Raw genomic sequence first — 13,733 nt, forward strand, 5'->3', positions numbered from 1 at the left:
CATAACAGATAAGCCTATTCTCGGTCAGGCTCCTAGGCAGTTTCACCGGCCACTTCCCATAATGATCAGGCCGTTCCGCCTACCGTGATTTCATCAATCTTCAGCGTAGGCTGGCCCACGCCAACAGGCACAGATTGGCCGTCTTTACCGCAGACGCCAACGCCCGGATCCAGCTCAAGATCATTACCAACCATGGAGACCTGATTCATCACATCAGGACCATTACCAATGAGGGTAGCGCCTTTAACCGGGGTAGTGATCTTGCCATTCTCAATCAGGTAAGCCTCACTGGTAGAGAATACAAATTTGCCGGAAGTAATATCAACCTGACCACCGCCCATATTGGCAACGTAGATACCTTTGTCAACACTGGTAATAATCTCACCCGGATCGCTCTTGCCGGCCAGCATGTAAGTATTGGTCATTCGCGGCATGGGCAGATGAGAATAAGACTCCCGACGTCCATTACCCGTTGGAGCGACACCCATCAGACGAGCATTCAGCTTGTCCTGCATGTAACCTTTCAGGATACCGTTCTCAACCAGAACCGTTGATTCGGTCGGTACGCCTTCGTCGTCAAGATTCAGGGAACCTCTGCGGCCTGTCAGAGTGCCATCATCAACAATGGTGCACAGTGGGGAAGCAACTCTTTCACCGATGCGACCCGAATAGGAAGAACTTCCCTTACGGTTAAAATCGCCTTCCAGACCATGACCTACGGCTTCATGCAAGAGAACACCCGACCAGCCCGGAGCCAATACCACTGGCATGGTCCCAGCCGGAGCAGCAACGGCCTCAAGATTCACCAGAGCCTGTCGCACCGCTTCACGGGCGTAGCCCAAACCTTTGTCATTCCGGATAAACTGCAGATAGTCACCACGGCCACCACCACCGGCAGAACCTCGCTCAATACGGCCATCTTTCTCGGCAATAACACTGACACTCATACGAACCAGCGGGCGAATGTCTGCTGCCAGTGTACCATCAGAAGCAGCCACCAGAATCACTTCATGGGCCCCCGCCAGGCTGACATTCACCTGCTTAACCGCTGGATCCGCTTTTCTGGCTTCCTGATCAACAGCCTTGAGTAGTGCCACTTTCTCTTCACGGCTCATAGAATCCAAAGGATTATCCATGCCATATAAAGCCAGTGGCTGGCTGCGGTTCCAGGCCTGAATCTGATGTTCCTGCCCCTGACGGGCAATACTGCGAGCCGCACCCGCAGCCTGCTCCAGGGCCGGTAATATAATTTCGTTGGAATAGGCAAAACCGGTTTTCTCGCCGCTGATAGCACGTACACCCACACCCCGGTCTACATTGAAGCTGCCTTCCTTGATAATACTGTCTTCCAACGACCAGGCTTCATGGCGTGTGGACTGAAAGTAGAGGTCCGCAGCATCTACCGAATGGCCGAGAATACTGTCAAGTACTCTGCCCAATTCGTTGTCACCGATATTTGCCGGCGCCAGCAAATGATTTCGCGCCTGTGTAAGAATGTCGGTCATAGTTTATTCAGGCCTTTGCTATTATCCATAGCCTGCCCCTATGAATTCGGAGCGGGCAGACGTCGTTATAGTGAGATTGTCACACCTATAGATAGAAAAAGCATTCTCATTTTGCTTAATCCTGTTTTTGAGTCAGGGTTTTTTCCGCTTGGGAATCTCTGTCTGGTTTGGTTTTCGGGCTTTGCCGGAGAATAACTGATCCAGAGTCACTTCAGGATTATCAAAAGAACCTTTGATCCGGTAGCGAATACTGGCCAGCTGATCCACTTGTTTGCCCACCAGCACATCCGCCAGATAAATCAGACCAGCCACCTGAGGCGCAGACCCCAGCAAAACACTGAGTATTGGCAGATTAGACGATAGAGGAAGTGTAATAACCAGACTCATATCCATCCTCTCGGAAAGAGTGTCTATGTGACCATCCATCTTGAAGTTCGATGAAGGCCCCTGAATTTCAAGCGGCTTATCGAAAGTGATAAGCCCTTCGTTGAACCGCACGACCCCGTCCATACGGTCAAAACTGATGCCTTTCTTGTAGAGGTCAGAAAAATCCAGTCGCAGACGTCGGGTCAGTGCCTCCATATTCAGGATGCCGAACATTTTCAAAGCTCCGGCTCCCCCTTCCAACTTCTGCAGGGTGCCAGTTTCCAGCTTCAGTCGAACGGCACCTGTCAGTGACGCCATATTGATACCCATCGGAGGTCCATCCCAGGCCAGTTTTCCCTCAATGGTCGTCTTCTTTGCTGAAACAAAAGGTGAGATACCCAGAGCTTCCTGAAGAGCCTGAATTCCCGACCCCGTCAGATGCTCATTAAAAAAAGTTCTTTGCTGACCATTGATAGAGGTCCAGTCCAGATCTCCGGATAACTCCATCTTCTGCAGATTGATTTTCAGATTCTCAATACGCTTGCCATCAGGAAAGGGTCTCAAACCAAAAGCAACTGAACCCAGATTCCTGCTGCCTAACTTAAGAGAGCTAATGGAGACATCAGCATTGGGCAGATCTAAAGGCCGGATATCAGCCAATACACCTTTATGCCCGGCAGTAGCTTCATTCTTTGCAGGATCTTGGGAAAAATGCAGCTTTTTCAAATTCAGTTGGTAGGGTTGCTTCTGATCCTCAGGTATTATCAAACTACCATCTATCGTGTCACTGCTTAAATCAAGACGTGTGCCACGGGCTTCATGAGACAGGTTAAACACCAGATTATTCAGAGTTTCTTTATTGCAGATGAGTCGGTCAATCTTCAATTGACGGACTTCTATCTGACTCACCAGAGTCTTTTCTGTTGTGTCACCCGGCTGCCCTTCAAACTGACGCTTCCATGGCATCAGATCAAGTTTGGATAGTTGCCCGGACAGTACAATTTTATCGGGCTTCATAGTCGGCAATTTACCTTTATTGCCAAGCAGAACGACAGCAGACTTATACTTGAAGCCATTCTCAAACTGAATTCTGGCCTGTGCTGTCCTGCCAAGAACTATATCCAAAACAGCAGTATCCAGTTCACCTCGATGAGTGAATTGATTAAGACGCAGTTCAAAAGGCACTGTCTGGCCAGCCGCTACTTTTAGAGGCGCCGGAAGCTCGATTTCCATGCCTTTCATGTCACTGGTCACTTTCAACTGAAGGTCAGCAGGCTTGCCGCCCAGTATTAACTCGCCTTTGTAGTGACTGGCACCTTCGAGAAAACTGAGAGCATCCAGCTGAAGCCATTGCTGAAGTCCTTCAGCAGAAACAGAACCGTTCCAGTGGACATGGACTTCAGGCTCAGTTTTATTCTTCATATCGGTGTAAACTCGAGCCTCAACAGCATCACCCAGAAAGCGACCCCTCACTTTTTCAGCAGACAATCCGGTTTCAGTACTGAAATTCAAGACACCTTCAATGTCTTCAATCTGGATGTCCGCCGCATCTATGCCAAAATACGCTCCCGATGTTTCCATACTTACGTCAACTGACGTATCCATGGTACGCTCAAGTGGAATCCCTAACTGAATGCTGCCATTCAGGTCTCCACGAATCGTCCACTTCTTTGCTTCTCCCTTCAGCCGCTGAGCTATGGGGGTCTCTGTCAAGAGCTTTTCGAGATCCGTGCCTGTAGCGGCCACCTGACCAGAGATATTCAAATCCAGATTTTTATCCAGCGCCAGATCAGCCTGGACATGACTGAGCTTTGCAGCCAATAACTTTGCTGAGGCCAATTCAATCTTGATGTTGTCGTTATCCACCCACACTTGTCCCCGGGCGTCATAGACTTCTGGCCAGTCAGGATCATAATCCAGACGCGCTTTATTGACATCGAAATAGAGTCCCCACTTCACAGCATCAGAGTCGTCAGTGTCTTCCAGCGGACCATCGTAGGTAAAGCGCCCTTGGTAAATTTCGGCCCCTTTGATACTGGAATCAAGCCACTCGACCAGCTCTTTTGAAAGCGTTGGCAGATGGCTGGGCAGGTATTTTGGCGTATAGCTGGCATCACCGTTTTTCATGCCCACATTCAGGTCCATGACAATGGGCTCCTTGCCATCCAGGGGAATATCGAGCCTCAGCCGACCACTGAGATTACCCTCGGGTGCTTTTATGGTGATATCATCGCTACTCAGCTGAAAGAAATTCTTCTTATCCAGTACATCCCAACTCAGCCTTGCCTGGGCAGTATCAAAGTGCCAGACATCGCGAAACAGTTTGGTCAGCCCCAATGTAAAATTTTCTGTATCCAGGTCAAAATAGCCGCTGATCATGCCCATTTTTAGATGGCCATTGACGTTTGAAGCAGACGGTGCTCCCTCCCAGGCAGCCACTGAAACGCCTTTCAGTTTCGCAGAAAGATCCAGCTGCTCCCTAAGTGGCTTATCAGGGTGGTATTGGGCAAATATGTTATCGAGCTCACCTGCCGGGTTGAGAATAGTGAACAGCTCATCAGCCAGCTCTGGCATTAGCTGAGTATTGACCAGAAAAGATTTGAGCGCTGCCAGATCAACAGAGTTAACCGAAGTCGTGTAAGTCGGCTCTCTTTCCCTCTTGCCATGAATCTTGATGTTAAGACCAAGATGATGCTCGCCGGACGTCAGACTCATATTTTGCAGCCCAAGCTGCCAGTCTGTACTTCCAATCAGATAATTACTCGCCAGTGAAAGCTCAGTCGACAAAGCAGCATTCGGCAGCAGTTGCTGATCTTTCTGGTAGACAATCGATGGCAGATTCAAATCTCCCTGCAACTGCCACTGACCATCGAGATATTGCCACTCAGCATCGAGATTCAATTGTGCGGTTTTCAACTCCGTGCTTTTCAAATGAGCGGCTTTCAACTGAAGAATGTCTTGTGAAAAGAGCGCAGACCAGGGAGCCAGGTCCAGTGCACTGGCCTTGATAAGCCCGGTCCAGGTCATGTCATTTCTTTCAATCCCCTTGCCCAATGCTTTGAACTCCAGACTCCCTTGTTGTGTCACAATTCTGGTCTGAAGATGCTTTAGATCTGACGCTTCTTCAACCAAGAAAAAATAGCGGGTATCAATAATCAGCGGCTCACTGCCATAAGGCTGCATTGTCAGGGAAAAATTGGTGACATCAATGTGTTCCTGAAGCTGTAATAACTCCAGAGTTTTGTGCAGGTTAAAGCCCTTGCCGTCGTCACGGATGTATTGAACTCCTCTGAGTGACCACACGCCATCACTGTCGCTCTCAATGGCCAGAGTGACACCTTCTGCTTCCAGATAGGAAAAGACCGGAGCCCGGTTCATCAGACTGGCTTTAAAATCCAGCTCGAGATCAAGGCGCTCGATAGCAAAACCGGGAGCTTCAGAAGCATTGCCCTGAAGCGTCAACCCTTTGATGTTGAGAGTAGGAGTACCCCCAGCCCAGTTGGCGTCCAGCTGATCGACAGCGAAAGAAGTGTCGAGCGTGTTGTTAAGATATTCAACCAGATAGTCTTGCAACAAGGGCAGGGATCCGATAAAAATCCGGACCCCGGCCACCAGCAATACAATTAAAAGAAGGGCCGCCATGACCAGGCGGAAGCTCCATAGAGCGGCAGACTTGAGGTAAGTTACCAGTCTTGAATCTGACCTCATAAAATACCAGGCCATCTGTTTTTCATTGACGAGTTCCTATTCCCGGTTATACCAGCACCACATCAAACTGTTCCTGGCTGTATATGGGTTCAACCTGGAAACGAATCGGTTTTTGAATAAATTCTTCGAGATCTGCCACATTACTTGACTCTTCATCCAGCAGGCGGTCCACCACCTGTTCAGATGCCAGAACGGTGTAACTCTGGCTATCATAAGCGCGAACAGCTCGAAGAATTTCTCTGAAAATTTCATAGCACACTGTTTCAGCTGTTTTCAATGTGCCACGACCATCACAGGTTGGACAGGGTTCACAGAGCACATTCTCCAGCGACTCCCGTGTTCTCTTACGGGTCATTTCCACCAGCCCCAGTTCACTCACGCCAGTGATGTTGGTTTTGGCGTGATCTTTCTCCAGAGATCTCTCATAGGTTCTCAGCACCTGCCTCTGATGCTCCGGGTCTTCCATATCGATAAAATCAATAATAATAATGCCGCCCAGGTTTCGCAGTCGTAACTGCCGGGCAATGGCTACAGATGCTTCCAGATTGGTCTTAAGGATAGTTTCTTCGAGGTTACGATGACCTACGAAAGCCCCTGTGTTGACATCAATCGTGGTCATGGCCTCAGTCTGGTCGATAATCAGATAGCCGCCTGACTTCAACTGCACCTTGCGACTGAGCGCCTTGTTGATTTCGTCTTCGACCCCAAACAGATCAAAAATTGGACGCTCGCCCGGATAATATTCCACCCTGCCATCCACCAGGGGCACCAGTTTTTTGACAAACTTGGAGACCTTATTGAAGGTCTCCCTGGAATCAATTCGGATTTTCTCGATATCTGGTTCCACCAGGTCACGCATAGTTCTCAAGTGCAGAGGCAAGTCTTCATAAATCGTGGCCGGAGCCGTGTTTTCCTTAACCGTTTCTTCAATGGTCTGCCATAGCCTTCTCAGGAAAAGAATATCGGCCTTCACTTCTGCCTCGGTAATACCTTCTGCTGCTGTTCTGAGAATAAAGCCGCCTTTCTGATCTTCCCCGTCGTCACTCATGCCTTCTTCAACCAGCTTTCTGAGACGCTCGCGCTCTTCTCCATCTTCAATGCGCAGGGAAATGCCTACATGATTATTATGAGGCATCAGTACCAGATAGCGGGCAGGGATAGAGATATGTGTGGTCAGGCGGGCACCTTTTGTTCCCAGGGGATCTTTGGTAACCTGGACAACCAGCGACTGACCTTCATGAACGAGCGCGACAATCGGTCGCTCCGATTGATCATCATTGTCTCTCTCATTGCGGGGAGCAATTTCACTGGCATGAATAAAAGCGGCCCTTTCGAGACCGATATCCACGAAAGCAGCCTGCATTCCGGGGAGAACCCGGACTACTTTGCCCTTGTAGATATTACCGACAATGCCTCGACTACAGGCTCTCTCAATGTAAATTTCCTGAAGTACCCCATTTTCAACCAGCGCCACACGCGATTCCATTGGCGTGATATTCATCAGAATCTCTTCACTCATTCCCTTCCCCTTGAGCTGGTCAGCCTCCCAGAGCCCTTCGGACTTAAGGCCATCTTGGCTGTAAGTCCGAAGGGTTCAAAATTCAATGACAATCCTGACCTGCCAGAAAAACTAAAAAAACAAAACAAATACCTGAAAACGATTTGCCAGACCGAAGGAGCCTTGTCTGGCAGGAAAGCTGTTGAACAGTCTCCCGAGGTTCTTTCTGATCAGTTTTTTACTGACTGAGAGTGCCATGGGCTAATGCCCAGATTCTGAAGCAGATCTGCGGTTTCCTTAACGGGCAAACCCACCACGCCGGTGTAGCTTCCCGTTATGCTGTCTACCAGAACGGCTCCTTTTCCCTGGATACCGTAAGCACCGGCCTTATCCATTGGTTCACCGGTGGCGACGTAAGCTTCTGCCACTTTCCGATCAAAAGCAGCCATTCTGACCACTGTTCTGGATACTCTCACAGATAGATTATTACCATCAGTGACCGCAACTGCTGTGAATACCTCATGGCTATTCCCACTTAATGACAACAGCATATCACAGGCTTGTGGCTCATTTTCGGGTTTACCGAGTATTTTCATTCCCAGAATCACTGATGTATCAGCTGCCAGCACAGGTCTGGCTGGCAAATGGTCAAGAGTAAGCTGCTGCCATCCGGCCAGCGCTTTTTCTTCAGCCATTCGGGTAACATAGGCTTCAGGAGCCTCGCTCAAAAGCGGAGTTTCATCAATCCCGCAATGAATCTGCTGAAAGGCAATACCGATCTGTTGGAGAAGTTCCTTTCTGCGCGGCGACTGGGAAGCAAGATAAATCATGATAATCAGGTCACTCTGAAGTTTCGCCTCAGTGCCCCTAAAATAGCAGACACCCATGGCCAAAATGCGGCGCTGGTGAGGGCCGACGCCAGATACCAGAGGGTCGGCGGCGTTCTACCCAGGGCACTGCGAATCCACAAATTCAGCAACTGATAAAAACCGACAATCACAAACACCATAAAGGCCTGCTGCCACCAGGGGAACATTCTCAAACGGCGGTGCAGACCCAGCACAATCACAGCCACCAGCAACAATCCCATAGAATTCTGACCAAAGGTTGTTCCCAGCACAACATCCATCAACAAGCCGGTGAAGAAAGCAAAAAATAATCCGAAACGCTCTGGAAGAGCCAGGACCCAATAAAGCACCACCATAGCCACCCAGGATGGCCTGGCAATGGAGATCCAGGCTGGCAGAGGTAAAATACTCAATAGGAAAGCAACCAGCACGGAAAACCAGACAATCCAGTGAGCATTGGCTTTCTGCATACTCATGGGCTCTCCTTCTGGTTAGCCTCAGGTGCCAATTTCGGTTCCATGTCTTCGTTTGAACGGAAGACCAGCAGAACAAAACGTGTCCTGTTGACTTCAGCCATCAGCTGAACCTCGATCCTGGCGAACGCCTCCCCTGGTGTACGCACTATTTTCCTGACTTTCCCCAAGGGGTAGCCCACCGGGTAAATCTGTCCCAGACCCGAACTGGTCAAAAGGTCACCTTCCTTAATATCCACTGTGTCGGAAATATGAAGCAGCTCGACAGAATCCATACTGCCGGTGCCTACGGCAATGGCACGATAGTCACTGCGATTAACCTGGACAGGAACCCTGCTGGCGGTATCTGTGACCAGCATGACCCGGCTACTGACCGGATTAACGGCAATCACCTGCCCCATAACCCCGTGGGCATCAACAATGGCCTGACCTCTGAACACCCCGTCGGTAGAACCTTTATTGATCGTCACGATATGTTCATAGGGGTCCGGATCAATACCAATGATTTCAGCCACCAGAACCTGCTCATCCACAAGTTCGGATGAATTCAGCAATTCCTTCAGGCGTAGGTTCTGGGCAGTCAGAGATGCCAGCTTCTGAACTTTTTGTTCAAGAATCAGGTTACGGGCTTTCAGCCGGGTATTTTCTTCAAGCAGCTCACTTCGGGAAGTCACCAGTTCATCAGCTGTGCTAATAGCCCGGGAGGGCAAATCAGAGATCCACTGCAGGGGGGTAACAGCCATTGTTAACCAGGAGCGTGCAGTAGAGAGGTACTCATAACGGTGATCAACAAACAGCAGGGCAATACAAATACTCAGCAAAAAGACAAAACGTGTCGCCAAAGACTGTTGCTGGCTAAATATCGATTTAATGGCTGGCTCCTGTGATTTGCACGGAGAACTCAATCTTTTAATTTCACAAAAATACAGGCTTCACTCATAACAACAGGCCAGGCGGAAACCGCTTGGCCTGTTGTTTGGCTGGAAAGCAACCCAAATGACGTTCAGTCGGTGGACAGTAAATCCATACAATGTTTGTCCATCATTTCCAGAGCCCGACCACCGCCACGGGCAACGCAGGTCAGCGGGTCTTCAGCCACCAGCACGGGCAGGCCGGTCTCTTCACTGATCAGTTTGTCCAGGTCACGCAACAAGGCACCGCCACCAGTCAACACCAGACCTCGCTCGGCAATGTCGGAAGCCAGTTCCGGTGGAGACTGTTCCAGTGCACTTTTAACCGCCTGAACAATCGCACTCAGGGACTCCTGCAGGGCATCAAGAATTTCACTGCTGTTCAGGGTAAAGCTGCGGGGAATACCTTCAGCAAGATTACGACCACGGACGTCGATTTCCATTAACTCATCACTGGCATAAGCAATAGCAATCTCTTGCTTGATGCGCTCAGCGGTTGAGTCGCCAATAAGGCTACCATAGTTGCGGCGAACGTAGGTTACGATCGCATCATCAAAACGGTCTCCACCCACTCTTACAGACTCGGAATAGACAACACCGCTCAGAGAGATAATGGCAATTTCAGTGGTACCACCACCAATATCGACTACCATGGAGCCACTGGCTTCTTCTACCGGCAAACCAGCACCAATAGCGGCTGCCATGGGCTCTTCAATCAGATAAACTTCACGGGCACCAGCACCCAGAACGGATTCACGAATGGCTCTGCGTTCCACTTTGGTGGACTTGCAGGGAACACAGACAAGTACTCGAGGACTGGGCTGTATAAAACTGTTCTCATGCACTTTGTTAATAAAATGCTGAAGCATGCGCTCGCAGACATCAAAGTCTGCAATCACACCATCTTTCATGGGCCGGATGGCAGTAATATTGCCTGGTGTTCTTCCCAGCATACGCTTGGCATCAGCGCCTACCGCGACTACGCTTTTCTGTGGCCCCAAGTTTCGAATGGCCACAACCGATGGCTCATTCAGGACTATTCCCTTTTCGCGGACATAGACCAATGTGTTAGCCGTTCCCAAGTCGATTGACAAATCGCTGGAAAACAGACCCCGTAACCTTTTCAGCATTTTCTGTATTACCTTGATTCAAGGCTTTCTTTAAATGCCGCAAACTCTATCAATGCACAGTACTCAGAGCAAGCAACAATTCCGCAATCTGTATGGTCCAATAAGAGTTACTCAGGGTCAAAATGGAGGATTGCCACTTAAGCTATTCAACACAGACCATAGATTAACCTAATGCAGATAGCTTGCGTTCTCAATGGCCGCCATTCATAATTTTGAAATAAAATAAAAAATCATGAACCTGCTCCTCACCTTTTTCGAACTATTTGAGCTATACTCGTTTCCAATTAAAAATCACATGCCTTGCGCACTTCATACAAAAAAGCCCGAACTTCTGACATTAGTGATGGCTTACACTAAAACTTTTGATAATCCTTACCCGATGCTAACAAACCTTTACCCCGCCTATTCATGCTAAGCAGACGAACACACGTATAGTAACCCCGTTATGAGCACAATCTGAACGGGAGGCCGTTATGGATTTTAAAGGTTTATTTAATCAAGTTGTTAGCTCAGGTTCTTCCCTGATCAGTGAAGGTAAACACAAACTTGAGGGAGAACTGAAAACCTCTTCATCAGACAGAGAAGGCGGCTCTATTTTTTCTGGCTTCGGAAAAGGTGCACTGACTGGCGGTGCTTTGTCTCTGCTACTTGACGCCAAAAAAGGCTGCACGATGGCAGGTAAAGCAGCCGAAGCGGGTGGTGCAGCAGCCCTGGGAGCATTAGCACTGAAAACCTACAAGGGCTGGGCCAATCAGCCTGAAGATAACCAACAAGACTCAAGCGATCTGGAATTGCAGCAGGAAAATGAAGAAAGGCAGAATCAGGTGATTCTGATGGCGATGATTGCCGCCGCCAAAGCCGACGGCCACGTGGATGAAGTCGAAAGAGAAAGAATCTATAAAGCCTTCGAGTCAATGGGAACCAGTCAAGAACTGAATCAATTTGTACAGCAGGAATTGAAGAAACCTCTTGATCCGGCAGAAGTAGCTAATGAAGTGTTCGGTCCTGAAGAAGCCTCTGAGGTCTATCTTGCCTCCCTTCTCGTTGTGGATGAACAAAATGCTATGGAAAAAAACTATCTTGAGGAACTGGGTAGACAGCTGAAACTCGAGCCTGAGTTGGTTGAAAAACTCGAAGCCCAAGCCCATGTGCAAGCGGCGTAATACCCTGAAGGGACCACAAAGGTCCGTTCGTCTTTGTGGTTCCGACTCAAACCTGCTTCTGACGATTTGGTCCTGACTTCTCAACACCTCTTCCCAGACCGACTCGACACCCATGACTTCTGTCTACAAGAATTAATCTCGACTGCATCTTGAGATTCACCTTCATAGCCCATACATTTAGCCTTTATTCTTCACGTCCAGCTCTCTCTTAGCCTCAAAAAGCAGGTGAAAGCTGGGTATGACCGCTTTTTAAAGCCCGAATTCGGAGATAGCCATGGCCATTGATGCCTCTGAAATTCAGAAGCTTGCCCATTTGGCGCGCTTGTCCATAGACGACAATCAGGTAGAGACCACTGCCAATACCATCAGCCGCATTCTCGAACTGGTTGACCAGATGCAGAAAGTTAATACCAATCATGTTGAACCCATGGCTCACCCATTGGATGCCATCCAGCGCCTGCGCGAAGACGTTGTGTCTGAAGAGAATAATCGCGAGCAGCTGCAGAGCTGTGCACCGGCCATTGAAGACGGACTCTTCCTGGTTCCCAAGGTGATTGAGTGAGCTGGCTCGATACCAGAAACCTCAACCCTTTACCCTGTTTTAAAGCGATTACCCAGAATCATGTACGATAAATCACTCTCAGAACAAAGCCGCGCCCTGGCCGACGGGGAACTGTCCAGTGTTGAGCTGACCCAGCTCTATCTTGAGCGAATCAAACAGCTTGATGGCAATTACAACAGCTACATAACAGTGACCGAAGAACTGGCACTGAAACAAGCCAGGGCTGCCGACGAACGTCGTGCAACAGGCGATGCCTTGGCATTGACGGGTATTCCTCTGGCCCATAAGGACCTGTTTTGCACAGAAGGTGTAAAAACCACCTGCGGCTCCAAAATCCTGGACAACTTTGTAGCGCCTTATGAATCAACGGTTACCCGAAAATTCAAGGAAGTCGGCTCTGTCACGCTGGGTAAAACCAACATGGACGAGTTCGCCATGGGTTCCTCCAACGAAAACAGTCACTTCGGCGCTGTGAAAAACCCCTGGGATACCCGGGCCATTCCCGGCGGTTCCTCCGGTGGTTCTGCAGCCTGCGTTGCAGCACGACTGGCAGCCGGTGCCACCGGCACTGATACTGGCGGCTCCATTCGTCAGCCAGCTTCTCATTGCGGTATCACGGGCCTTAAACCTACCTACGGTCGTGTATCCCGTTACGGTATGATTGCTTATGCATCCAGTCTGGATCAGGCAGGCCCTATGACACAAACCGCCGAAGATGCGGCCCTGATGCTGAACGTAATGGCTGGCTACGATCACCGTGACTCTACCTGCCTGGATCGTGAAGTGCCCGATTATACAGCCAATCTGAATGAGTCTCTGGACGGTCTGACAATTGGCTTACCAAAAGAATATTTTTCAACGGGCCTCGACTCTGAAGTTGAACAATGTGTGCGAGACGCCGTTGCTGAATTCGAAAAGCTGGGGGCCAGGGTCAAAGAAGTCAGCCTGCCTAATCTGGAGCTGTCCATTCCTTCTTATTACGTAATTGCACCGGCTGAAGCTTCTTCCAACCTGTCACGCTTTGACGGTGCCCGCTTTGGTCACCGCTGTGATAATCCTGTTGACCTGATGGATATGTACAAGCGCAGCCGTAGCGAAGGTTTTGGTGAAGAAGTCAAACGTCGTATTTTGGTGGGTACTTACGCACTGTCTGCAGGATACTACGATGCTTACTACAAAAAAGCCCAGAAGATTCGTCGCCTGATCCGTGATGACTTTATAAATGCTTTTGAACAGTGTGACATTATCATGGGACCTAACGCTCCGACCTCGGCCTTCAACATTGGCGAGAAGAGCAACGACCCTGTTGCCATGTATCTGTCCGATATTTACACCCTGTCTGTTAATCTGGCGGGTCTGCCCGGCATGTCGATACCAGCCGGAATGGCCAGTGGCCGACCAGCAGGTTTGCAGATGATTGGCCGTCACTTTGATGAGTCCCGACTGCTGAACGTTGCTCACCGCTTCCAGCAGGCCACCGACTTTCATAAACAGTTCCCGGTTAATGGTTAACAGTGGGCGGTAGATTGTGCTTCAGACTTACCTCCTGAAAGACAATTTACAACGGAT

10 protein-coding genes are annotated in these 13,733 nt (G+C 49.5%); 3 read left to right on the forward strand and 7 right to left on the reverse strand.

What is annotated here, in order from left to right:
- Positions 1-65: 65 nt before the first annotated feature.
- The 7 genes from tldD to ACO6VG_RS24890 all read right to left on the reverse strand — a co-directional run bounded on the left by tldD (position 66) and on the right by ACO6VG_RS24890 (position 10,439).
- Complete coding sequence (gene tldD / locus ACO6VG_RS24860) at positions 66-1,505, reverse strand: metalloprotease TldD (RefSeq protein ID WP_422134777.1); 1,440 nt, start codon at positions 1,503-1,505, stop codon at positions 66-68.
- Positions 1,506-1,637: 132 nt separating this feature from the next.
- Positions 1,638-5,594, reverse strand: coding sequence for a YhdP family protein (locus ACO6VG_RS24865; protein WP_422476131.1), 3,957 nt, complete (start codon positions 5,592-5,594; stop codon positions 1,638-1,640).
- A 31-nt stretch (positions 5,595-5,625) separates the two neighbouring features.
- The gene (gene rng / locus ACO6VG_RS24870; protein WP_422134779.1) at positions 5,626-7,098 is read right to left on the reverse strand and encodes a ribonuclease G; all 1,473 of its coding nucleotides are present in this window, start codon (positions 7,096-7,098) and stop codon (positions 5,626-5,628) included.
- Positions 7,099-7,307: 209 nt separating this feature from the next.
- Positions 7,308-7,907 carry a Maf family protein gene (locus tag ACO6VG_RS24875; RefSeq protein WP_422134780.1) on the reverse strand — a complete coding sequence of 200 codons (600 nt, stop codon included), beginning with the start codon at positions 7,905-7,907 and terminating at the stop codon, positions 7,308-7,310.
- A 5-nt stretch (positions 7,908-7,912) separates the two neighbouring features.
- Entirely contained in the window at positions 7,913-8,401 is a 489-nt protein-coding gene (gene mreD / locus ACO6VG_RS24880) for a rod shape-determining protein MreD (RefSeq protein WP_422476133.1), read from the reverse strand.
- Positions 8,398-9,303 carry a rod shape-determining protein MreC gene (gene mreC, locus ACO6VG_RS24885; RefSeq protein ID WP_422134782.1) on the reverse strand — a complete coding sequence of 302 codons (906 nt, stop codon included), beginning with the start codon at positions 9,301-9,303 and terminating at the stop codon, positions 8,398-8,400. The genes mreD and mreC overlap by 4 nt, the downstream gene beginning before the upstream one ends.
- Positions 9,304-9,401: 98 nt before the next feature.
- Complete coding sequence (locus tag ACO6VG_RS24890) at positions 9,402-10,439, reverse strand: rod shape-determining protein (RefSeq protein WP_317145571.1); 1,038 nt, start codon at positions 10,437-10,439, stop codon at positions 9,402-9,404.
- Positions 10,440-10,912: 473 nt separating this feature from the next.
- On the opposite strand from ACO6VG_RS24890, the gene ACO6VG_RS24895 reads away from it, so the two are divergent.
- The 3 genes from ACO6VG_RS24895 to gatA all read left to right on the forward strand — a co-directional run bounded on the left by ACO6VG_RS24895 (position 10,913) and on the right by gatA (position 13,676).
- On the forward strand, positions 10,913-11,602 hold the full coding sequence (locus tag ACO6VG_RS24895) for a tellurite resistance TerB family protein (RefSeq protein WP_422476135.1): 690 nt from the start codon (positions 10,913-10,915) through the stop codon (positions 11,600-11,602).
- Positions 11,603-11,876: 274 nt separating this feature from the next.
- On the forward strand, positions 11,877-12,164 hold the full coding sequence (gene gatC, locus ACO6VG_RS24900; protein ID WP_317145569.1) for an Asp-tRNA(Asn)/Glu-tRNA(Gln) amidotransferase subunit GatC: 288 nt from the start codon (positions 11,877-11,879) through the stop codon (positions 12,162-12,164).
- A 60-nt stretch (positions 12,165-12,224) separates the two neighbouring features.
- Complete coding sequence (gene gatA / locus ACO6VG_RS24905) at positions 12,225-13,676, forward strand: Asp-tRNA(Asn)/Glu-tRNA(Gln) amidotransferase subunit GatA (RefSeq protein ID WP_422476137.1); 1,452 nt, start codon at positions 12,225-12,227, stop codon at positions 13,674-13,676.
- Positions 13,677-13,733: the final 57 nt, after the last annotated feature.

Origin of the sequence: Endozoicomonas sp. ALB032 (assembly GCF_049310125.1) — a bacterium.
Taxonomy (GTDB): Bacteria; Pseudomonadota; Gammaproteobacteria; order Pseudomonadales; family Endozoicomonadaceae; genus Endozoicomonas_A.

What these genes read in the sequence shown, in the direction of transcription:
- tldD (WP_422134777.1), bottom strand. Translation starts at nt 1,505, where the DNA reads ATGACCGACATTCTTACACAGGCGCGAAATCATTTGCTGGCGCCGGCA.
- ACO6VG_RS24865 (WP_422476131.1), bottom strand. Translation starts at nt 5,594, where the DNA reads ATGGCCTGGTATTTTATGAGGTCAGATTCAAGACTGGTAACTTACCTC.
- rng (WP_422134779.1), bottom strand. Translation starts at nt 7,098, where the DNA reads ATGAGTGAAGAGATTCTGATGAATATCACGCCAATGGAATCGCGTGTG.
- ACO6VG_RS24875 (WP_422134780.1), bottom strand. Translation starts at nt 7,907, where the DNA reads ATGATTTATCTTGCTTCCCAGTCGCCGCGCAGAAAGGAACTTCTCCAA.
- mreD (WP_422476133.1), bottom strand. Translation starts at nt 8,401, where the DNA reads ATGAGTATGCAGAAAGCCAATGCTCACTGGATTGTCTGGTTTTCCGTG.
- ACO6VG_RS24890 (WP_317145571.1), bottom strand. Translation starts at nt 10,439, where the DNA reads ATGCTGAAAAGGTTACGGGGTCTGTTTTCCAGCGATTTGTCAATCGAC.
- ACO6VG_RS24895 (WP_422476135.1), top strand. Translation starts at nt 10,913, where the DNA reads ATGGATTTTAAAGGTTTATTTAATCAAGTTGTTAGCTCAGGTTCTTCC.
- gatC (WP_317145569.1), top strand. Translation starts at nt 11,877, where the DNA reads ATGGCCATTGATGCCTCTGAAATTCAGAAGCTTGCCCATTTGGCGCGC.
- gatA (WP_422476137.1), top strand. Translation starts at nt 12,225, where the DNA reads ATGTACGATAAATCACTCTCAGAACAAAGCCGCGCCCTGGCCGACGGG.